At 69.5% G+C, this 22,653-nt stretch carries 11 protein-coding genes and 1 pseudogene; 5 read left to right on the forward strand and 7 right to left on the reverse strand.

Annotation, left to right across the window (positions count from 1 at the left end):
* Together ACRDTB_RS28505 and ACRDTB_RS28510 are read right to left on the reverse strand one after the other, a co-directional pair.
* Positions 1–2,826 (reverse strand): non-ribosomal peptide synthetase (locus ACRDTB_RS28505; RefSeq protein WP_431435250.1); only part of this gene is annotated, 2,826 nt, incomplete at its 3' end.
* Between the two features lie 36 nt (positions 2,827–2,862).
* Positions 2,863–10,743 (reverse strand): amino acid adenylation domain-containing protein, encoded by a 7,881-nt coding sequence (locus tag ACRDTB_RS28510; RefSeq protein WP_431435251.1) that lies wholly within the window; start codon positions 10,741–10,743, stop codon positions 2,863–2,865.
* A 219-nt stretch (positions 10,744–10,962) separates the two neighbouring features.
* On the opposite strand from ACRDTB_RS28510, the gene ACRDTB_RS28515 reads away from it, so the two are divergent.
* Together ACRDTB_RS28515 and ACRDTB_RS28520 are read left to right on the forward strand one after the other, a co-directional pair.
* Entirely contained in the window at positions 10,963–13,527 is a 2,565-nt protein-coding gene (locus tag ACRDTB_RS28515) for a penicillin acylase family protein (RefSeq protein WP_431435252.1), read from the forward strand.
* Between the two features lie 14 nt (positions 13,528–13,541).
* On the forward strand, positions 13,542–14,312 hold the full coding sequence (locus ACRDTB_RS28520; RefSeq protein WP_431435253.1) for a thioesterase II family protein: 771 nt from the start codon (positions 13,542–13,544) through the stop codon (positions 14,310–14,312).
* Positions 14,313–14,883: 571 nt separating this feature from the next.
* Here the strand turns inward: ACRDTB_RS28520 and ACRDTB_RS28525 are convergent.
* Positions 14,884–15,651, reverse strand: a complete 768-nt coding sequence (locus ACRDTB_RS28525) for a hypothetical protein (protein ID WP_431435254.1) — start codon at positions 15,649–15,651, stop codon at positions 14,884–14,886.
* 128 nt (positions 15,652–15,779) lie between these two features.
* Here ACRDTB_RS28525 and ACRDTB_RS28530 point away from each other — a divergent pair.
* Together ACRDTB_RS28530 and ACRDTB_RS28535 are read left to right on the forward strand one after the other, a co-directional pair.
* Positions 15,780–16,268, forward strand: a pseudogene (locus tag ACRDTB_RS28530) (DDE-type integrase/transposase/recombinase); the annotation flags it as partial.
* A gap of 111 nt (positions 16,269–16,379) precedes the next feature.
* Complete coding sequence (locus ACRDTB_RS28535) at positions 16,380–16,577, forward strand: DEAD/DEAH box helicase family protein (RefSeq protein WP_431435259.1); 198 nt, start codon at positions 16,380–16,382, stop codon at positions 16,575–16,577.
* A 235-nt stretch (positions 16,578–16,812) separates the two neighbouring features.
* Here ACRDTB_RS28535 and ACRDTB_RS28540 read toward each other — a convergent pair whose 3' ends face one another.
* Together ACRDTB_RS28540 and ACRDTB_RS28545 are read right to left on the reverse strand one after the other, a co-directional pair.
* Positions 16,813–17,007 (reverse strand): UTRA domain-containing protein, encoded by a 195-nt coding sequence (locus ACRDTB_RS28540; protein ID WP_431435255.1) that lies wholly within the window; start codon positions 17,005–17,007, stop codon positions 16,813–16,815.
* Between the two features lie 236 nt (positions 17,008–17,243).
* On the reverse strand, positions 17,244–17,957 hold the full coding sequence (locus ACRDTB_RS28545; protein WP_431435256.1) for a hypothetical protein: 714 nt from the start codon (positions 17,955–17,957) through the stop codon (positions 17,244–17,246).
* A gap of 203 nt (positions 17,958–18,160) precedes the next feature.
* Here ACRDTB_RS28545 and ACRDTB_RS28550 point away from each other — a divergent pair, with 203 nt between their 5' ends.
* Positions 18,161–19,546: a hypothetical protein gene (locus ACRDTB_RS28550; RefSeq protein ID WP_431435257.1), complete on the forward strand. Its 1,386-nt coding sequence runs from the start codon at positions 18,161–18,163 to the stop codon at positions 19,544–19,546.
* A 1,364-nt stretch (positions 19,547–20,910) separates the two neighbouring features.
* Here ACRDTB_RS28550 and ACRDTB_RS28555 read toward each other — a convergent pair.
* Both ACRDTB_RS28555 and ACRDTB_RS28560 read right to left on the reverse strand, forming a co-directional pair.
* Positions 20,911–21,672, reverse strand: a complete 762-nt coding sequence (locus ACRDTB_RS28555; RefSeq protein ID WP_431435258.1) for a M50 family metallopeptidase — start codon at positions 21,670–21,672, stop codon at positions 20,911–20,913.
* 137 nt (positions 21,673–21,809) lie between these two features.
* Complete coding sequence (locus ACRDTB_RS28560; protein WP_431435260.1) at positions 21,810–22,466, reverse strand: Scr1 family TA system antitoxin-like transcriptional regulator; 657 nt, start codon at positions 22,464–22,466, stop codon at positions 21,810–21,812.
* Between the last annotated feature and the right edge of the window lie 187 nt (positions 22,467–22,653).

The following is a 22,653-nucleotide window of genomic DNA, read 5'->3' on the forward strand; positions in this document are numbered from 1 at the left end:
CAGCCGCCGGTCGCCTTCGGTCACCTCCCGGACGGTGACGACTGCCTGGCGGATCCCGGTGCAGCGCACCAGTGCGGCCTCGATCTCGGCCAGCTCGATCCGGTACCCCCGGATCTTGACCTGCCGGTCCACCCGGCTCAGGAACTCGAGGTTGCCGTCGGTGCGCACCCGCACCAGATCGCCGGTGCGGTACATCCGCGCACCCGCTCGCGCCGCGAACGGGTCCGGCAGGAAGCGCTCCGCGGTCAGTCCCGGCTGGTTGACGTAGCCACGCGCGACGCCGGTCCCGCCGACGAACAGCTCACCCGGCGCGCCCTTGGGCACCGGTCGCATTCTCGTGTCCAGCACGTACAACGCGGTGTTGGCCAGCGCGCTGCCGATTGGCAGGTTCGCCGACGCCCAGTCCTCCGGTCCCGGCGTGAACGTCGTCGACGTGACCGTGGTCTCGGTGAGCCCGTACACGTGGGTCAGCGCCACACCCGTGCGGGCCCAGGCCGCCAGCCGGTCCCGCAGCACGCGCTCGCCACCCACCACGACCATCCGCAAGGACTCCGGCGGCGCCTGCCCGGGCCGGTCGGCCACGTCCGCCCACTCGTGCCACAGCGCGGTCGGCAGCTCGGCGAGCGTGACCCGCTCGGCGGCCAGTAGCCGGACCAGGTCGGCGGGTGCACCGCCACGTGTCTCGGCCGGCATCATCACGACGGTGGCGCCGGCCAGCCAGGTCGGGAACAGCTCCTCCACCAGGACGTCGAAACCCGGCGACGCGAACTGCAGGAACCGGTCGGCCGGCCCGATGCCCAGGCGGCCGGCGAAGCACTTGGCGTACTCCAGTAGGGCGCCGTGCTCGACCAGCACACCCTTCGGCGTGCCGGTCGACCCGGATGTGTAGATGGCGTAGGCGATGTCGCGCGAGCCGACGTCGATGCCCTGGTCGGTCTCGGTGCGGCCGCGCGTGGCGGTCGCGTCGTCGTCCAGCATCACCGTCGCGACACCCGGCTCGTGCAGCAGCGGTTCGGTCTCCGGGTCCGTCAGCACGGTCCGGATCTCCAGGTCGTCCAACAGGAAACGGGTGCGAGCGACGGGATCACGCGGATCCAGCGGCAGGAACGCGGCGCCGGCCTTCAGCACGCCCAGCACCGCCTCGGCGAGCCGGAACGAGGACCCGGTGCAGACGCCGACGACCGCGCCGCGGCCCGCGCCGCGGTCACGGAGCAGGTGCGCGATCCGGTTGGCGCGCCGGTCCAGCTCTCGGTACGACATCGCCTGTCCGGCGCAGACCACCGCGGCAGCCTCGGGGGTTCGGCTCGCCCACCGTTCGACGGCCCGGTGGACGCTCTCGGCGTCCCTTGCGTCCGGCCCGGCCGTGGTCACGTCGGCGGTCGCCGCGGCGCGGTCGGTGAGCGCGATGTCGTCGAGCCGGGTTTGCGGCGCCACGATGACCGCTTCGAGTATCCGCTCCAGGTGCCTGCTCAGGTCGGCGACCGTCTCGGGCTCGAAGAGCTCGGTGTCGTACTGCCAGACGAGCGTCGTGCCGTCGGCGTCCTGCTGCGCCAGCAACGCCAGCTCGACGTTGACGCCGTCCCAGTCCACCGGCATCGGTGTCATGGTCACGCCGGTCAGCTCGACGGGCGTGAGCGGGAGGTTGTCGAAGTTGAACATCAGCTGGATCAGCGGGGTACCGGCCCGGTCGCGCTTTGGCTGCAGGTCGTCGATGAGCCGCTCGTAGGGCAGGTCCTGATGCTCGTAGCCGTCGAGGGTCGCGGTCCGGACCTGCCTGAGCAGCTCGTCGAACGTGTCCGCGCCGCTCAGGTGGGTGCGCAGCAGGAGCACGTTGACGAAGCAGCCCATGACGGGTTCCAGCTCCGGCCGGTTCCGGCCCGCGATCGGGGCACCGACGACGATGTCCGTCTGGCCGGTGAACCGGTACATCAGGGTCTTGAGCGCGGCGAGCATCACCATGAACGGGGACGCGTGGATCTGCTTGACGAGCCGGTCGACGCCGTCGCGAGCGGTGGCGGACAACGAGTGCCGGTACGTCGCCCCGGAGAACGAGGGCTCCGGCGGATGCGGGTGGTCGATGGGCAGCGCCAACCGGGGCGGCATGCCGGCGAGCTGCGTGCGCCAGTACTCCAGGTGCGGCTCGAACCCACCCTGGTCGAGCTGGTCCTGTTGCCACGCGGCGAAGTCGGCGTACTGCAGCGCCAGTGGCGTCAGCGTCGACTCGCCGCCGTCCCGAAACGCCTCGTGCAGTGCCGCGATCTCGGTGACCAGGATGCCCTGCGACCACCCGTCGGAAGCCATGTGGTGCGTGGTGAGCAGCAGGATGTGCTCGTCGGGTGCGAGCCGGATGATCACCCCGCGCATCAGGACGTCGGACTCGACGTCGAAGGGTCGGCAGGCCTCCTCGTGTACCAGCCGATCGAGCTCCGCGGGGTGCTCGGTCCGCGGTGTTCCGCTCAGGTCCACGACCGGCAGGTCGAGCTCGTCGCCCGGCGGCCGCACCACCGCGACGGGGGCGCCGGACCGCAACTCGACGTTCGTGCGGAGCACCTCGTGCCGAGCGACGAGCTCGCGGACGATCCGGCGCAGCAGCTCGACATCGAGCCGACCGGACAGGCGCACCGCGCCACGCATGTTGTTCGAGCCGCGCAGCTGCTCGGTGAGCCACTCGCGGCGCTGGGCGAACGACAGCTCGACCGCCGCCGAGCCCCGGGCCGGGATCGGCCGGTCGACCTGCGCCGTGGCCGCCTTGTCGGCCAGCATCCGCTCCAGCCGGGCCCGCTTGTCCGGCGGCAGTGCTTCGATGCGCTCCTGCAGATCAGTCAACTGCCTCACCAATTCCTCGCGTCTGGCATCGGGGAGCTACTCGAGCTCGTCGAGAAGGGCGGCCAGCTCGCTCTCCGGTGCGAGCCGGGCCTGCGCGTGAACGACCCGGACGGCCAGCTGTGCCACGGTCGTGGCCTCGAAGAACTCGCGGAGCGGCAGCTCGACCATGAACGTGCTCTTCACCCGGGAGGCCAGCTGGGTCGCGGAGAGGGAGTGGCCGCCGAGGTCGAAGAAGCTGTCGTGGACGCCGACCCGGCTCACGTCGAGCACCTCCCGGTAGAGGACGGCCAGCTGCTCCTCGACCGGGGTGCGCGGCGCGACCACGGGCGCCTCCGCCGGCGCCGCCACCGCACCCGGCGCCGGCAACGCGGACCGGTCGAGCCGGCCGTTCCGGGTCAGCGGCAACGCGTCGAGCGGCACGATCTGGCTGAGCACGGCGTGGTCGGGCGCCTCGCGCGCCACCCGGGCACGCAGGTCGGCCGGCGGGGGACCGTCCAGCACCACGTAGGCCACCAGCTCGGCGGTGTCCGCCGGACCTCGCCGCGCGATCACCGCGGCGTCCCGGACCGCCGGGTCCGCCAGCAGCGCGTGCGTCACCCGGTCCACGTCCACCCGCTGCCCGCGGACGCTCAGGTCCAGCAGCCGGGGTCCGAGCACCTGCACGCCGCCACCGGGCAGGCGCCGGCCCAGGTCCCCGGTGCGGAACAGCCGCCCGCCGGGTCGGGCGGGATCGGGCACGAACCGCTGCGCCGTGGCCGCCGCCCGGCCGAGGTAGCCGTCGGGCAGGTCCGGCGCACGCACGAGGACCTCGCCGATCTCGCCGAGGGCGACCGGCCCACCGGAGTCGTTCTGCAGCACCACGTGCGCCGCCGATACTCCCGCGGTGCAGGTCGCCGAGCCGGTGCCGCCCGCGGACATCAGGCGGTAGCCGATCCCGCCGGGCACCTCCGCGGCGCCGTAGATGCTCACGCACCGTGCGTCCGGCGCCAGGCGGCGCAGCGCCGTCAGGTTCGAGCTGTGCGGGGTGTCGCCGCGAACGAGGACGTACCGCAGCGCGGGCAGCGCACCCGCGTCGCCGTCGAGCAGCCGGAGTGTCCGGAGGTCGGCGTGCACGACCGTGATGCCGTTGTCCCGCAACCAGGACAGGAGCGCCGGCGCCGTGGCGACATCGCCGTCGTCGGGCAGGCAGAGGTGCGCACCGGCGCGGAGTGCGCCGAACGTGGCCGCGACGAACGACTCGTGCGCCGGCCCGTGCAGCACGGCGACCCGGTCGGTGTCCGTGAGGCCGAACGTCTCCGCCTGCCACGAGCCGAAACGCAGGAGTGCCGCGTGGTTGACCGCCACGGCCCGCGGCTCGCCGGTCGTACCGGAGGTGAGCACCACGCACGCCGAGGTGTGCCCCGCGGCTCGCACCGGTGTCAGCGGGGCGGCGCGTGTCGGCTCGGGGTCGGCATCCGGGTCGAGGACCACGTAGGTGTCGATCCGGGCGCCCGGTGCCAGCACCGTGAACGGCACGTTCAGCCTGAAGCAACCCACCATGGCCGCGAGCAGACCGCCGTGCCGGCGGGCCTCGATGCCGACCATGCCGGCCGGGTCGACGTCACGTTCGAGGAGGAGCTGCCCGAACCGGTCGGCGGCCTCGTCGAGCCGCCGCCAGGGCCACACGCCGTCTCGGTCCACGATCGCCACGGACTCCGGCGCGAGCTCGGCACGGTGTGCGAGCTCGTGGTCGAGCTGTTGTCCCGTGTCTGTAACGGGTGTGGGTTCCTCGTCATCGGCCGCACACAGCGGATACCGGTGCACGGGCAGGTGCGGGTTGGTTGCCGCACCGGCCAGCAGGGTGGCGATCTGGTCCAGCAGCGCCGTCATGAGGTCGGCGTCGTAGAGGTCCGCGCGGAAGTTCAGGTCGAACCGCAGCCGGCCGGCCGACTCCCTGGCGTACAGCGTGAGGTCGAACTTCGTCGTGGGCGGCGGCACCTCGACGTCCTCGACGGTGACGCCACGCAGCTCCTGCGTGCCCTCGGCGACGTTCACCACGTTGAGCATCACCTGGAACAGCGGCGACCGGCCGAGATCCCGGTCCACCGGCAGGTTCTCCACCAACTGTTCGAAGGGGAGCGCCTGGTGGAGGTACGCGTCCAGCGAGGTCTCCCGGACCCGCCCGAGCAGCTCCGAGAACGTCGGCCGGCCGGACAGGTCCACCCGCATCGCGAGCGTGTTCATGAAGAACCCGATGAGGCCGCGGGTCTCGGGTGCATCCCGGATCGCGACCGGCACGCCGATGACCATGTCCTCCTGTCGGGTCCACCGGCACAGGACCGTCCCCATCGCGGCCAGCAGGGTCATGAACGTGGTCGTCCCGGCTTCGACGCCCAGCGCCCGCACCGCCGCCGAGGTGTCGGCGGGCAACAGCAGGCTCGTCATCCCGCCGGCGAACTCCTGCGCCGGGGTGCGAGACCGCCGCGCCGGCAGGTCGATCGCGGTCGGCGCGTCCGCCAGGTGCTCGGTCCAGTAGTCGAGCAACCGGTCCATGTGGTCCTCGCTCAACAGCTCCCGCTGCCAGGAGGCGTAGTCGTGGTACTGGACCGGCAGCGCCGGCAGGTTCGCCTCGGCGGCATCCCCCTCCGCGCTGTACAGCCCGGCGAGCTCGGCGAGGAACAGGCCGAGCGACCAGGCGTCGGCCACGATGTGGTGGAAGCTCACCAGCAGCAGGTGCTCGGTCTCACCGAGCCGCAGCAGCCGGCACCGCAGGAGCGGCCCGTGTTCGAGGTCGAAGGGAGTGTCCGCCTCCTCCGCCGACAGCTTGCGCGCCGCCTCGGCCGCCTCCGCACCGAAGTCCGAGAGGTCGTCCACCCGTATCCGCCAGTCCAGCTGGTCGTCGACGACAACGGTGGGCTGCCCGCCGACCGACGGGAACCGGGTGCGCAGCGTCTCGTGCCGGGACAGGATCGTGCGCACGCACCGTTCGAGCAGCTCGACATCGAGCGCGCCGAGCAGGCGGCGGCAGCCGTACATGTTGTACGCGGTGGTCCCCGGGTTCAGCTGCTCGAGGAACCACAGCCGGTACTGGGCGAACGACAGCTCCCGGTGCTCCACCGCCGCGGTCGGGGTGAGCGCCGGCCGGTCCGCGAGTGCGGGCTCGGCGCCGTCCAGCACCGATGCCAGCTCGTCGACCGTCGGCAGCTCGAACAGGGTGCGCAGCGAGATCTCGCGGCCGAACGCCTCGCCGACCCGGGCGACCACGTCCGCGGCGAGCAGGGAGTTTCCGCCGAGCTCGAAGAAGTCGTCGTCCGGCCCGATCGGGACGCCGAGCACGTCGGACCAGATCCGGGCCAGCGCCTGGCGCCGCATCTCCCGTGCGCCGAACAGACCGGGCACCGGCCGGTCGGCCTCCGTCGTGAGTGCGGCTGCCGGGTCGAGCGACGTCGGCCAGTGCTGGCCGAACGGGAGCACGGGCACGTCCCGGACGAGCCGGTCCGGGTCCGCCACCATCGCGGCGAGCAGTGCTGCGTAGCTCTGCAGGACCCGGCGGGCCGACGCGGGATCGAACAGGTCCGTCCGGTGTTCCAGCCGGATCACGGTCTCGCCGTCCGGGCCGGCCGGTGGCACGACGACCATGTTCAGGTCGAACTTCGCCGTGTCGTTGTGCCACTCCACGAGGTCGAACGTCACGCCGCCCGCCTCGTGCGTGGTGAGCGGGTCGTCGACGATGCTGAACGCGACCTGGAACAGGGGAGCGGCGGCCAGGCTTCGACCGCTCGACAGCTCGTCCACCAGTAGCTCGAACGGCATGTCCTGGTGGTCGTAGGCGCCCAGGCAGGTCCGCCGCACCCGGCCGAGCAGGGTGTCGAAGGACGGAGCGCCGGTGACGTCCGCGCGGAGCACGATCGTGTTCGCGACGAACCCGAGCAGGTCCTCGCTCTCCGAACGCCTGCGGTTGGCCACCGGCGTGCCGACCGTGAAGTCGTCCTGCTCGCTGTAGCGGTGCATCAGCGCGACGAACGCGGTCACCATGGCCATGAACTCGGTCACCCGGCGCTGCGCGGCGAACTCGCGCACGGCGCGGGCGAGGCCGGCGTCGATGGTGATCGTTTCCTGGTGGCCGGCGAAGCTCTGCTCCGCGGGCCGCGGCCGGTCGGTGGGCAGTGCGAGCAGCTCCGGGGCGTCGGCGAGCTGCCGGCGCCAGTAGCTCAACAGCCGGTCACGCGTCGGCCCGCCGAGGTGTTCTCGTTGCCACACGGCGAAGTCGGCGTACTGCACGCTCAGCTCCGACAGCCGCGGCGACCGGCCGGTCGTCCGGGCGCCGTACAGCTCGACGAGATCGCGCATGAGGATCTGGAGCGACCAGCCGTCGTGGATGAGGTGGTGCTCGGCGACGACCAGGACGTGCTCGTCCGGCGCCAACCTCAGCAACCGCAGCGTGAGCAGCGGCCCTGCCGCCAGGTCGAATACGGTCCGCCCGGCCTCGATCATCGCCAGCTCGACCCGGACCGTCCGCTCGGTCACCGGAACCCGGCTGAGGTCGACCGTCTCGACCGGAAGGTCGACGGCCGGTTCGATCCGCTGGACCGGGCGGCCCGCCAAGGTGGGGAATCGGGTCCGCAGGATCTCGTGCCGTGCCTGCAGGTCGTCGACGGCGGCCGCAAGGCAGTCCGCGGCCAGCTCGCCTCTCATGTGGACACTGGCGACTCCGTTGTACGCCGTCAGGCCATGATGCAGCTGCTGGGTCAGCCACAGCTGCTCCTGCTGGTAGGACAGGGGAAGGTGTTCGGTGCGCGACGCCTTGCGCACCTGGGGGAGGTCGGCGCCGGCGCTGCCCCGCTCGACGAGCACGGCCAGGTCGGCCACCGTGGACGCGCCGTCGAACAGCGCGCTCGCCGGGATCTCGACCTCGCACAGGTCCCGGATCCGCGCGACGACCTGCATGGCGACCAGCGAGTGGCCCCCGAGATCGAAGAAGTTGTCGTGGACGCCGATGTCCGTCGCGCCGAGCAGGGTCTGCCAGATGTCGGCGACGGTGGCCTCGTGGTCGTTGCGGGGTGGCGTGCGGCGCGCCGTGGGCTGGTGCACCGGCGCCGGGAGCGCGCCGCGGTCGACCTTTCCGTTGGGGGACAGGGGAAGCGTGGTCAGCGCGGTGATGGTGGTGGGCACTGCGTGGGGCGGCAGGTGCGCTGCGAGGTGGTGGCGCAGCTCGGCGGTGGCGGGTGCCCGCGTGTGCGTGACGACGTAGGACGCCAGGTACGGGCCGGTGGGCAGGTCGGTGCGCAAGATCGTCACCGCGTCGCGGACGCCGGGATGGGTGGCGAGCACGTGGTCGATCTCGGCGGGCTCCACCCGCTGGCCGCGCAGTTTGACCTGGGCATCGACGCGGCCGAGGTACTCGATGGTGCCGTCCGGCAGGAGACGGGCGCGGTCGCCGGTGCGGTACAGGCGCGGTCCGCCGAACGGGAGGGGGTTCGCGGGGAACCGTTGCGCGGTCAGGGCCGGCTGGTTGAGGTAGCCGTCCGCGAGCTGGACGCCGCCGAGGTAGAGCTCGCCAGGGGTGCCGACGGGGACCGGTCGCAGGTTGTGGTCGAGGACGAACGCGGTGGTGTTGGCGGCGGGGCGTCCGATGGGGACGGTGTGCGGCGGGCCGGACCGTTGGCAGTCCCACCAGGTGCTGAAGACCGCCGCTTCTGTCGGCCCATACAGGTTGTGCAGCTCGACGCCGGGCAGCAGCTCGTGGAACCGCTCCGCCAGCTCGACCGGCAGTGCCTCGCCCGCGGAGTACACCTGGCGCAGCGAACCGCCGGCCAGGTTGGGCACGTCGGGTTCGTCGAGGAACTGCCGCAGCATGGACGGCACGAAGTGCATGGCCGTGACACGGCGTTCGGTGGCCAGCCGGGCCAGGTAGGCACTGTCGCGATGGCCCGACGGCTCGGCCAGCACGATGGTCGCGCCGGGCAGCAGCGGCCAGAAGAACTCCGCCAGGGACACGTCGAAGCTCATCGGGGTCTTCTGCAGCACCCGGTCACCGGGCCGCAGCGGGAACGTGTCCTGCAGCCACAGCGTCAGGTTCCGGAGGGCCTTGTAGGAGACCACGACGCCTTTCGGCCTGCCGGTGGAGCCCGAGGTGTACATGACGTACGCCGGGTCCGCGTCGCCGGCGCGGACGTCGAGAGTCTCGGTGCCGCACTCGTCTAGGGGTTCGTCCAGGTACAGGCACGTCACGCCGGCCGGCAGCGACTCGTGCGGCCCACGCTGGGTCAGCACGACGTCGAGTGTGCAGTCGTCGGCCATCAGCTCGAGCCGACCGCGTGGGAACGACGGATCCAGCGGCACGAACGCCGCGCCGGCCCGCACCACGCCGAGGAGCGCGACGACCAGCTCGACCGAGCGCTCGCAACACACCCCCACCAGCGAGCCGGCGCCGACTCCCAAGCGCCGCAAGCAGCTCGCGACGTCGCCCGCCCGTGCCCACAACTGTCCACGGGAGACCTCGCTGCCGGCCGCGTCCACCACCGCGACCCCGCGGCCCGAGCCGACGCCGGCCGCCAGCAACTCCGGCAGGCTCGCGGCCTCGAAATCGCGCCGGGTCTCGTTCCAGGCGGCCAGTCGACCCCACTCGTCGGCCGGCAAGAACGACATCGAGGAAATCGCGTTCCGCGGATTCGCCACGAATTCGCACAATGCCGACACAAAAGCGCGGAGAATGCTTTCAGCGTGCTCGCGGCCGATTTGTCCGGGATTGTGGCGGAGCTGCAGCTCGTACCCGTCGGAAATCTCGCGTACGTGCAACTCCAGCTCGCGGGTGAAAGCACCCCCGGAGACCAGCTCGAGTGTCGCGGGCAGGCCCGCGAACCGGGTGATGCTGAGGTCGGTCGAGTGGTAGGCGATCAGGTGGCGGAAGAGCGGGGCCCGAACGAGGTCGTGGCCGGCGGTGAGCTCCTCGAGCGAGACCTCGCGGTGCGCCAGCGTGTCCTTGTAGTCGCCGCGAACCCGCCGCAGCAGCTCCTCGACGGTCGGACCGCCGGACACGTCGGTCGGGACGACCAATGTGCTGGCGAACAGGCCGACCAGCTGCTTCAGCTCCGGCGTCGGCCTGCCGTGGGTCACCGTGCCGATCGGGACCCGGTCGTCGCCGGTCAGCCGGGCGAGTACCGCCGCGTAGCAGGCGAGGAACACGACGGACGGCGTGGACCGGGTCGCGCGGGCGAGCAGGCGGAGGGACTCGGCCAGCTCGGGACGCAGCACCGTGCTGACCTGCGCACCCTGCCGGCCCGCGGCGTCGGCCGCGCGGTCGGGCGACGGCGTGAGTGGTGTCGAGGCCCGGTTCTCGACGATCGACCGCCAGTAGCCGAGGGTCTTCTCATCGGCCTTCCTGGTCGCCTCGCGCTCCAGCAGCGCGGTCGGATACCGCGTGGCCGACCCCGCCGAGCCGTTGCGCGGGGCGCCGGCGACGTAGTGCTCGCCGATGCTGTCGAGGAGCAGGCGCAGCGACCAGCCGTCGCAGATCATGTGGTGCGCGGCCAGGACGATGATCGACTCCCCGCCGGGCAGCGCGGCCACCCCGGCCCGCCACAGCGGCGGCCTGGACAGGTCGAACGGCGTGGTGACCAACCCCGTCGCCCACCGCCGCGCCTCCTCGGCCGCCACGTCCTCGGCACGTGCCGACAGATCGATCGAGGCGAGGTCGATCCGCACCCGCGGGTGCACCCGCTGGACGGGCAGGTCCGTGCCGAACTCGCAGGCGATCCGCAGCGCGCTCTGCTCGCCGACCACGTCGGTGATCGCCGTGATCAGCCGACCCCGGTCGAGCCGACCCGACACCCGCACCAGGCAGCCCTCGATCGGTTGCGCGCCGTCCGCCGTCGTTCCGGCGCCGACCCACAACGCACGCTGAGCCGCGGTCAGCGAAAAAGTGTCAGCCTCTGACATACCGTCATCGCATTTCTTCGAATGAACTCGGACCGCCGACCCGGCATTTCGCCGGCCGCCGACCCACCGTATACATCCCGGTGAGCGCACCCATGTCACATAGAAAGGGGACGTGTCATCTGAAACAGGGACGGCCGGAACGAGTGGCCGCGCGGTTTACTGCAACCACCAGCGCAGAGCTGGGACACCACCGCCGGTCGACGATGCGAGGTTTCCGACATGGTCAAGGCGTGGCCGCTCAGGCGAATTCCGCGGCCGTTCGCACGGCTGCCGCGCCCGCTGCGGTGGGTGGCCCGCGTGGTGACCGGCCTGCTGGTCATCGCGTTGGTGTGTACGGGAATCGTCGCGTGGCAGTTCCAGCGGTCGTTTCCGGAGGTCGACGGCGAGCTCGCCGTCGACGGTCTGACCGGGAGCGTCGCCGTGCGCCGCGACGACTTCGGGGTGCCGCACATCTACGCGGACACACCGGAGGACCTGTTCCTCGCCGAGGGCTACGTGCACGCGCAGGACCGGTTCTGGGAGATGGACTTCCGCCGGCACATCACGGCCGGCCGCCTGTCCGAGCTGTTCGGCGAAGCCACGCTGGAACAGGACAAGGTGACCAGGACGTTGGGATGGCGCCGCGTCGCGGAGCGCGAGCTGACCCTGCTCAACCCGTCGACCCGGCGTTACCTGGACGCCTACGCGAAGGGCGTCAACGACTGGCTGGCCGACAACCCGAGCGGCGGGACGAGGAGCCTCGAGTACGTAGTGCTCGGCCTGAACAACGACGACTACGAGCCGCAGCCGTGGACCCCGGTCGACTCGCTCGCCTGGTTCAAGGCGATGGCCTGGGACCTCGGCGCCAACCTGTACGACGAGCTCACCGGGGCGAGCGCGGCGACAAGGCTGCCCCCGGCGCGGGTGGCGCAGCTGTGGCCGGACTACCCGTACCAACGCAACGCGCCGATCGTCGGCGCGGGCACCCTGGTGGACGGCCGGTTCGACCAGAACGCCGTCCCCACGGTCCAACCCGCCGGCTACCCGGGGGAAACTCCGGGCACGGCCACGGACCGGGCGGCACGAGCCGTCACCACCCTCAGCGGGCTCGTCGCCGGAACCGGTGGGACCGGCATCGGATCGAACTCCTGGGTGGTGAGCGGGCGGCTCACGGCGACAGGCAAACCGTTGCTCGCCAACGACCCGCACCTGATGGCCGGCATGCCGGGGACCTGGTACCAGGTCGGGCTGCATTGCCGCGACCGCGACGCGAGCTGCCCCTTCGACGTGACCGGTGTCAGCTTCTCCGGCCTGCCCGGCGTGATCATCGGCCACAACGACCGGATCGCCTGGGGGCTCACGAACTTCGTCGCCGACGCCATGGACGTGTACCTGGAGAAGGTCGACGGCGACACCTATCAGCGCGGCGCCGAGAAGCGGCCGCTGGACACCCGGGTCGAGGAGATCGAGGTTGCCGGCGGGAAGCCGGTGCGGCTGAAGGTGCGCAGCACGGACGCGGGACCGATCATCTCGGACGTCTACTCCGACAGCGAGGACGCGTTGAAGGGGTCGTCGGCGACGGCCGTGGCGCTGCGGTGGACCGCGCTGACCCCCAGCCGCACGGCGGACGCCGTCTTCGCGCTCGACGCGGCACAGGACTGGACACAGTTCCGCGACGCGTTGCGCTTGTTCTCCGCGCCGGCGCAGAACATGGTCTACGCGGACGCCGACGGCAATATCGGCTTCCAGGCCGTCGGCACCGTGCCGGTCCGTAACGCGGGCGACGGCACGAAACCCGTGGCCGGGTGGACGGGGGAGCAGACCTGGACCGGGACCGTGCCGTTCGACGAGTTGCCGCATCTGTTCAACCCGCCGGAAGGCTTCGTGGTCACCGCGAACAACGCGGTGATCGATCCCGCGCAGTACGGCCCGCTACTGAGCAAGGCCTGGGCGTACGGGTACCGGTCGGAGCGGATCACCGACCTGATCGAGTCGGCGGCTCGTACCGGACCGGTCACAGTGGACACCATGCGCCGCATCCAGCTCGACGACCGCAACACGTTCGCGCCGGCGCTGGTACCCGCGTTGCTGTCCGTCCGGGTGCCGGAACCGGTCCGGCAGGCGCAGGACATCCTGCGCCGCTGGGACTTCGGACAGGGCACGGACTCCGCGCCGGCCGCGTACTTCAACGCCGTCTGGCGCCACCTGTTGTCCGCCACGTTCGACGACGACCTGCCGGAGGCGGCGCGTCCGGACGGCACGGACCGGTGGTTCGAGGTGGTGCGCACCCTGCTCACCGAACCGGACGACCCGTTCTGGGACGACACCGGCACGCGGAAGGTCGAGCGACGCGACGACATCGTCCGGGCGGCACTCACCGCGGCGAACACCGAGCTGACCGAGCAGCTCGGCGACGACCCGTCCGCGTGGCGTTGGGGTGACCTGCATCAGCTCGAACTGGTCAACCCCACGCTGGGCACGTCGGGGATCGGGCCGGTCGAGTGGCTGTTCAACCGCGGTCCGGTGCCGGTGGCCGGTGGCAAGGACGCGGTCAACGCCACCGGCTGGAACCCCCGGAAGGGGTACGCCGTCACGACGGTTCCGTCCATGCGCATGGTGGTCGACCTCCGCGACCTCGACCAGTCACAGTGGATCAACCTGACCGGGCAGTCGGGTCACGCCTTCCACCGCGACTACTGGGACCAGACCCAGCTGTGGGCGGCGGGCGACATGATCGCCATGCGGTCGGGTGACTCGGCCGTCCGCTCGGCTACCACGCACACCCTCACCCTCAACCCGGCCTGACAGGTAGGAGATCGATGCCGAAAGCCGGACCCGCACGATGGTTCCTCCGCCCGGTCCCCGCCGAGGCGACGGCCGCGCTGCTGTGCTTCCCGTACGCGGGCGTCGGCGGGTCGTCCTACCGCGACTGGCCGGCCACGATCGGCGGGATGACCGTCGTGCCGTTGCAACCGCCGGGCCGGGAGAACCGGATCCGTGAGCCGCGGCCGGAGACCCATCAGGAGTTCGCCAGGTCGCTGGCGGCGGCACTGTCGCTTCTGGACGGTAAGGAGATCGCCTTCTTCGGGCACTGCGGCGCCGTGCCGTTCATGCTGGCGACGGCGTTCGAGCTGGCGGCCGCCGGCGCGCCGCTGCCAGCGTGGATCATGGCGTCGTCGTGGGGTGCGCCGCAGGCCGGGCTCTACGGTCCGCTCAACTTCGTCGATCTCGAGACGTACGACTTCACGACCGAGGTCGTCGAGATCGCCGCCGGCCTCGGCATGCGCATGTCACCAGAGCTGGTCGGCATGGCGGCCGAGGTGTTCCGCCACGACCACGTCGTGCAGCGCCGCTACCGATACCCGACCCCGCAACGGGTTCCGGTCCCGGTGGCGGCGGTGGGTTGGTCGGCGGACGACGTGGTTCCGCCGGACGTCGCGACTACCGGCTGGGATGAGGTGGCGACCACTCGGAGCTTCGTGCTGACCGGCGCACACGGGGATTTCCTCCGCTGCCCCGAGAACCTCCAGCACCTGGTAGCTCGCCTGGTACGCGAGCCGGAGCAAGTCTGGCCGGCGAATCGCACCTGACCGGCGCCGGGATCGCACCCAACGACATGCTTGCGCCATGAAGGATCGGCCCGAGGGCATCGACCCACGCTCGACTCTGCTGTCGTGGGGATCGATGCCGTCACGCTTGCCTACTTTCCCGTCGGGTTCGGTGACCATCACTGGACCGCCGTCGACAGGTCGTCGAGGAGCAATGTTTCGGCGGTCCCGTCCGCCAGTGGCATCACGAATCAGTCATGCGAGCTGCTGTGATCAAGGACGGGCATTACGTGCGGGTGACCACCCAGCCGCCGGCCGATGTCGATCTCCCGTCGCATCCTGGCGACCGCGTCCGCGTTGCTGGCGGTGAGCTTCTTGAATGCAACACGTGTCTCGGTCGGCTTGTGGGTTGCCTCGAAGACCTCGGCTTGACCGCTGCGCTCGATTGGGCGGTGATCCAGGCTGTAGTCGCGGCGCCGCCCGGTGGCGGTGTCCCGGATGTCGCGGTAGGGGTCGGCCGGTTCGTTCAGGGGTGTGGTTGTCGATGGGGCCGCCGAACCACTCTCAGCGTTAGGGCTGGTGGCTACCAGCCTTGAGTTGGTCTATGGTGCCGTCAGTGCCTTGGTGTGCGCCGCGGGCGTGCGGGTTCGTCTTCCCTGCGCGCAAGGCCCGATAGGCGGATCAGGATCGGCGCGGGTGTGGGATCGTTGCCGCGCACGTCAGCGAGAAGGTAGGCCCGACCCTCGCCGGTCGATGCGAATCCGGAGATGCCATTGATGGCCAGGGTGGCGACCAAATCAGTGGAGCGCTCAGCGATGGTGGTGAAGGACAGCGCCACCTCGATGCTAGACCCGGTGGGCGAGGCTGTGATCACGGTGTTCGGGTCGATGACGAGCATGTGGCCGGCGTAGTGATGCGAGGAGGTGATCCAGTCTGTGTCCTGTACGGCGCCGCTGCGGCTCAGGTCAACGACGGCCGAGTGCCCGCTGGCGGCTAGGAGGAATCGGCGGCGTTCCCACCAGCCAGCCGCATGGACTGAGGCGTCGAAATCGATGTCGAAGCGATGTTGCTGCCCGGCTCGGTCCCCAACCCGGGTCAACGCCAGAGTTCTCACATTAGTTTGGAAGCTCGGGCCAGTCCCGGAGAGCACCCACGGCTCGCCGTCCGGGCCGGCGAGCAACATAGTCGGGCCCTTGAACTTACCTGCGAGCGGTTCGACGTTCCCATCGCGACAGCGCAGAACCACGCCGCGACACAGCACCAGGAAGGACCCATCAGGCAGGACGAGCAGCGCACCGGTGCAACCGGACAGCCGCAACACCCAGAACGTGGTGCCTCGACGGGCGTCGAGTTCCACGATTCCGTGGTCGGTCGTGACCAACAGACTGTCCTCACCACTCGCGGCCACGCCCAGCGGTTGGCGCCAGCCGGCGTCACCGACCAAGACGACCTGAGCAGTGACACCGCCGTGAGTCTCTCTGACCACTTTCCACGGCGGCGGGACAGTCGGGGTGGGTGTATGTCGCGTTCGTTGTCGACGCCTACGCCCGCCGCATCGTCGGCTGGCGCACCGCCACCTCGATGACCACCGCGCTGGTGCTCGATGCCATCGAGCATGCCATCTGGACTCGGGAACGCGCAGGATGGGACGTGAAAGACGTTGTGCACCACAACGATCGAGGATCGCAGTACACGTCGATCGCGTTTACCGAACGCCTCGCCGACGCCGGGATCCAGCCCTCGGTCGGGGCCGTGGGATCCAGCTACGACAACGCCCTCGCCGAAACGATCAACGGCCTGTACAAGACCGAACTGATCAAACCCCGGGCACCGTGGCGCACGGTCGACCACGTCGAGCTCGCCACCGCCGAATGGGTCGACTGGTTCAATCACCGCCGCCTCTACCAGCACTGCGGAGACATACCACCCACCGAGATGGAAGCCGCCTACTACGCTCACAACCCAGCCCAACAACCCGCTGGGCTGTCACACCAGTAAGTCTCCGGACTCGCCGGGGCGGTTCAGAAGCAGGGGCTTGCTGGGTCCTGATCAGGTGTTGGGTTTCTACCGTGACGCGATTGGGTCTCGAAGCCCGCAGAGCCGCAGAGTCTGCGGCGGCCGCAGATTGGTGCCCTCCACTCGATCGTGGGGTATTGGTCGTACGGGCTGGAGGCACCGGGCATCGTCGTAATGCCGACGGGCACGGGCAAGACCGAGACCATGATCGCGAGTCGATGTCCCGCACGGCGAACTTGTGCCCGGAGCTGTCCCGGCGACGCGTTGGACCCGACGGCAAGGACCGGTTGACGGGCACTCATGGGCGCCGTGCTCAATTGTTGAAGGGCGGCATGCAGGCTGGCGGGCTCTGTCGGTGCCAGCAGAGGCCCGCCGTCTATGACGACGGGCCAGTCCCCGATGTCGTCGCCACCGCTCGCCAGCGCGTATATCCACGTGCTCGTGATCAAGCACGTGCTCGTGACGGTGCTACCCGGATAGCTGCGTGGTACCAAGGTCGGATTGACGTCCATCTCGGCCGCGGGCATTACGACGCATCCGTCTCGTAGACCAGGATGTTCCGGTCGCCGGGAACGACGGTGATCATGACACGAAGTGGCGAACCGTCTTCGGCATAGCCGGTGCGGGTAACTTCGGCGACCGGCGTTCCGGCGGGGAGCCGGAGTCGGGCTGTCTCTGTCGGTGTCGGCATTGCGTACGACGATCTCATCGACGTACGCATGCCGGTGGATGACCGATCGAGGCGAGCACGCCGCCTGGCGCGGAGTCGGATCTAGGTTCCATGAGGCGCGTCCATCGCACCAGCGGCTCGGAGAAGTAGCTATCGGCGAGCTGCGAATCGGCGGCTGCTGGGTCTGCTTCCCACGGGCCCGTCCACGCGTCACGGCGTAGGCGACCGGCCTGGTTGCAGCCGTGGTCATGCGCGCGGTTCGGCCGGCGTGCCAGGGTCGGGGTGCGCTACCGACCCCGAAACAGTCGGCCGGTGGTCGCGAGGATCCAGCTCTGCACCGGGTCGCGCTGGGATTGCGCCCAGTTGGCCCGCACCTGTCCGCCCAAGACGACGGCGCCGACCGTCCAGCAGGCGGCGAACGCCACGAGCACGGCCACCAGCAGCGCCGGGCCCTGGCCGGACGGCCACAGCGCGTCGAACCGCGGGCTGTCCTCGGTGGCGAGGAGCAGTAACACGAACGGGCCGAGGAACGCCGCCGACGCGACGATTGTGCGTACCAGCCGCGGACCCCGCAGCATGAAGATCCGGGTTTCCACGATGTCGGACAGGGTGGTCGCCCGTAGCTGCGGGGACAGTTCGTCGCGCAGCCGAGACGGCAACAGCTCCCACCAGCAGTAGGCGTCGACCACGGCGCGACCGGTCCGCCACACCAGGAAGCCGAGGAGTAGGGCGGCACCCAGGACGAGCAGCCCGGCGACCAGGCCGAGAACCTGGCTCACACGTGCGACCCCGTCCCACGCGGCGAGGACCAGGCCCACCCCGCCGAGGATTGCCAGCGCCCAGGCCAGGAATCCGACCAGCAGGCGAGTCACCGAGCCGCACTCGCGGCTGAGGGTCTCGAGGTTGCGTTCACGCTCCCAGATCACAAGCTCGGCGTTCACCTGGGCGACGTCGCGGAACACAAGGTCGCGGGCGACGGGGGAGACGAGTCCGGGCAGCATGGTCACGAGCCTGCCACACACGCCACGACACGCCACGACACACCGGCCTCGGGACCCAAGTGCCGCTGACGTGCGGACTCGCGCCAACACCACGTCATCCTCGGCCGAGGCGCGCAACAGAACGGGATGGCGATCGGTGCGACGCCGGTGGGTTGGGCCAACGAACTCACCCAGGCCGGACCGGTAACCAGCGAAGGATTTGGTTGACAGGCCCGACGCCGCGGCGTGAGTGGAGTCCGCCGACCAGCGCCGCGGACTCGGTCGCTAGATTCCTGCCCATGACCAGCACGAGCGACCATACGGTGCTGCGGCCTCCGGTGGCCGAGCTCGGATGCCGCCAGGGCGTCCGTCGATCACGAATCGTCTTCACCGAGCGTAGGCTCCGGGCGACCGGCCTGCGCGGCGTGAGCAGGCCCTTCGTCGGCGAGGTAGTTGCCGTCGTGGACAACCCCGTCCGGGTCGCGGCACCCAAGGTGCAGGACGTGCTCAGCGAGATCGATGGCGCATCGTTTCGTGACGACGCGTACTCCGAGGCCGGCACGCTGGGGTTCCGGTTCGCCGACGGCTCGCGCGCGCACATTCGCCTGGCGGAGTGGTGGCACGGCGACCTGGACCGGAGAGCTCGTGGGCAGGTCGTCGACACGGTGGTCGCGCGGTTGGATTTGCGCGTCGAACGTGCTGTCGCCGAGGACGTGAACGCTCCCCTCTGGCAACCGGCGGCCGACCTCGACCAGGTCAGTTTGTGGCTGTCACGCGTCGGGCCGATCGTCGTCGCGCTGCCGCTACTCATGGCCCTCGGCATCGGCACCGCCGAGAAAGTCGCTGGTGTGTCCCGATCTGCTCAGCTCGCCGCCTTGTGGATGTTCCCGCTCGCGGCTGCACTGGGTGCCGTCGTCTCCGTCTCGGTAGCCGCCCTCTGGCTCTGGCGCCTCCGCCAGGAGGGTCCGGTCAGACCGGAGGACGAGTTCGTACCCGATCCCGCGGGCGCGACGACGAGGTGGTTCCGTCGCACCGCCCGGCTGCAATGGGTCGACGGTGAACTGCGCCTCGTCAACAGCAAAGGGTACGAGGTCTGGCTCGGTGGATCCGACGACGACTTCGGGGTTGTGGAGGTGCGCAGCGGCGTCGGCTACCGGTACGAGGAGCCCGACCGGCCCGCCCTGCACCTGCTGGACCGTGACGGACGGTCCCTCGCCACGCTGGATCAAGGTGACTGGTGTGCTTCGCCGGCGAGCCTGTCCCAGCTGACTGCCTGGTGTGCGAAGCACGGGGTGTCGTTCGACCCCGCGTTCCTCAAGCGTGCTCGTTCGGTCTACGCCCTGTTCGGTGATACCCCCTTCCTCATACGACCTTCGCTGCCACGCGCCGGAATCGCCGGCGCCGGGCTGCTGCGGGTCGCCGGCCTCCCACTCATTCTCGCTGTGGCAGTCGGTTCACGCGTGTTCACGGACGGTGACTCGGAACCTGGCCGCACCGCCTTCGGCCTGACGTTCCTGTTCGGCTTGCTCGGTTGGGCCATCCTCGGCGTACCCGCCGTGATCCGGATGGTGCGTCATCGGATCCTGCTGAAGCAGGCAGCGCGGGCATGAAGCCGATCCATCGCAGAGGCGATGCAGGAGCCGTGAGGGGACGTGCGTCGTTCTCGCTTCTGACGCCCGACGAATGGTGGCGCGTCCCGCTCGCCGATCCCAGGTGCGGCAACGCTCGATCCATGCCCGCACCCGCACAAGCCGTTGGGGAGGCGCCCTGGCGGCTGACTCCGACACAGCCAGCGCGGCCGCTGAGAGAGGCCGAGCCCGACCCCGATGCCTGAGTGCTGAGGAGGTGGATGATCTTCCGGACGAACTGGTGATCCCGGAACACCGTAGAACGTAACCCCGGGCCAAAGGGCGACTCGGCAATGGCCGACCCACGACTACGGGCAAGGACCGCACGGCGAAGTGTTCGTCAACGAGGCAAGCACCCCGCTGCGGCGCACCCCGTTCCGTGCCCGCATCTGGCGACCCTCACGGTACGAGCAGGCCTACTCGGAAACGTGACGATTTACACCCACGTCCAGCAAGGGCATCGAAAAGAGGGTTCTGGGAGCCCTCGCTGCCTAATGCTCGCTGCCACGCGGCCGGATCGGCTGCTCGTGATTGTGCCCACGGTGGCATTGCGGGATCAGATTGCGGGCAAGTTCGAAACGTTGGGGTGCTGCAGCGCGAACAGATCGTTGCGTCGACGGCGCAGTGGTGCCGGATCGCAGCCCAGGCGTCGCTGTCGAGGGCTTCGGGTTTGGATAGGTTGGCCGCGAGCACGTGATCGAACACGAGGCTAAGCATGCGCCTTGTCTACCCGTGCTCGCCAGCGCGTCAAGGGAGCTGCGCCGGAGAGTAGAGCCGCCCCGGTCGGCGGAAGTTGGCGAGTTCTACGCCCGCGCCGGTCGAGCTTCCACAATGGTTCCGCGAGAGCAGCAAAGCGGTTCGTGCCTGGCCAGCACCGGTTGAAACCGGCCGTCGACAGTTGGCTCTGGCAAATACGTGTCCAAGTTGCCGCCGATGGGCGGAGTGCAGTTGTGTCGCCGCTGGTCAGCGCGGGTGCGTCCGTGATAGGTATGACGCCCTCTCAAGGCGGTAGCGCGGGTCCCAATCCCGTCGGGGCTACATTTCACTGCGGTGGTGTTGACTTGGGTTAACGCCACCGTGGGGGCCTGCCACTAGTGATCTTGGAAAGGATCGCGTGGCATGGCTTCTGGCACGAAATCCAAATCGCGTACTCTCGCGCCATGGGGGAAGCAAGGGGGAACTCCCGTGGACGCACACGTCCACGGGGGAACATCGAACAACTGGTTAGCGGCTCACTCCGAGTCCGGGTCTATGCCGGTAAGGACATCCTGACCGGCAGTGACCTCTATTTGAAGCGCTCGCGTGTACTTCTTGCCGTCATAGTGTGCGCGTTCGCGCGGGAACAATCAGGAAAATATCAGCCAACCCACATCGCTGATGATGCTGTAGAAAACCAGTCCAACGACGACGGCAAAACCAATGTTTTGGAAAACTCTTTCGCCGTTCCCTTTGGTCCAGCGGCGTACTAGTTCGCCGCATATCTTTCCGCCGTCGAGCGGGTAGATCGGCGCCATGTTCAGAATGGCCAACCCCAGCGACGCGATCGCGACAATCTTGACTGCCGCAAGCGCCGAGGAGACATCAAGCGACGTGGCCACCCCAACCATCCCCGTGGGCTCACCCACGGAGGACATCAACGACCATCCCACGAATACGACCAGCGGAATCGCCAGGGCGGGGACCATGTACGCCACGAACAAGCGACGCCCGACCCACAACACCACCGTCACCGCAGCCCAGACCGCGGCGCTGACCGGCGAGGCCTGCATCGCCTGAAGAACGGCTACAAGCCCGGTGCCGATCACGGCGTTCGCCACGATTCCAGCGCCGAAGAACCACGACTTGTCTCGGTAAGGAAACGCGGCGAGCTGTTTCGCATGGGCCTCATCTGGGATGATGTAGGCCCCGACCAGCCAGATCGACACGGACAGCACAAAAGGCCGTCGCGGCGTGGGTTGGAAACGGAGACGGGGCGCGAACGGAAGACCGAGCCCCGCCTCACTGATGGGGATACCGTGCCGACGTAGTGCCAGGGCGTGCGCCGCCTCGTGTACCGCGACCAAAGCGACGAACATCACGACGGGCGCAGCCGTCCACATCACAGACATGTGTCTTTCCAATCTATCAGCATTACGGGGGGCTCCCGGGTAGTCAGTCGTCGTTGCCGAGGTAGGGTGGTGTGCTTGTGGATCTCGTCGATATGTTGACCAGACGGAGCTACTGCCCCCGGGGATTCCCGCCTTTTCTACTTGTATATCTCGGTGCCCGCTGGTTGTCCGCGGTCGAGACGGACGATCCCGCCATTGACGCCGACACCCTCGATATCGGACGCCAGGTTCCTGAGCCACGTGCGGGTGTGTTCCTGGTCCAGCGCTATGTCCGCCAGTTCTGCCACGATCTCCCGGTAGGCGCTCACCGTTTCCTCTCGCCCGAAAAGAGCGGTCGAGGTCAACGATTCGACACCGACGATCGGCGTCAGCGTGTTGTCGCGGAACTCGATGAGTTCGAACGGCTCACCAACGGCTCGACCGGCGGCTTCGGGCACGATGTGGATGTCCAGGTTGCTCCGCACACTCAACCGCAACAAGTGATGCACCTGGTCGGACACTACGTCGCGGTCCACGCCAGGCTGACTGAACACACACGCGCCGACGAAGAACACACACCGGCACAACGGACAACGATCAAAGACCTGTTGCCGCTCCACTATCCGTGCGATGCGAGTCTCCGTGGGGTCAGTCGGCGGTTCGGCCGTCTCCGCATCGGCTGACTCGGCACCAGCTGACTCGGTCCCGGCAGGCGGCGCTGTGACTGCCTCGGCGTCGGGCCCCTCCGCTGTGTCAACGGCGTCAGGTGCCTCGTCGGGGGTGGTGGCCAACCTCGGTGGTGCTGTTGCGCGCATGTAGCTCTGCGTCTGGAGCAGCACAGGCACAGCACGAGAAGCTGCTCCGACGATGGTGGTCGGGCTCTGGGTGTGTCGGAGTCCTGGTTCTACAAGTGGCACCACCGTTCACACCAGCCCGCACCGAGCGAGCGGCGTCGCGCGGAGTTGGACGCGGCGGTCGCCAAGGCGTTCGAGGGCGCCCACG

The sequence above is a fragment of the Actinophytocola sp. genome, assembly GCF_050699935.1.
Taxonomy (GTDB): Bacteria; Actinomycetota; Actinomycetes; order Mycobacteriales; family Pseudonocardiaceae; genus Actinophytocola.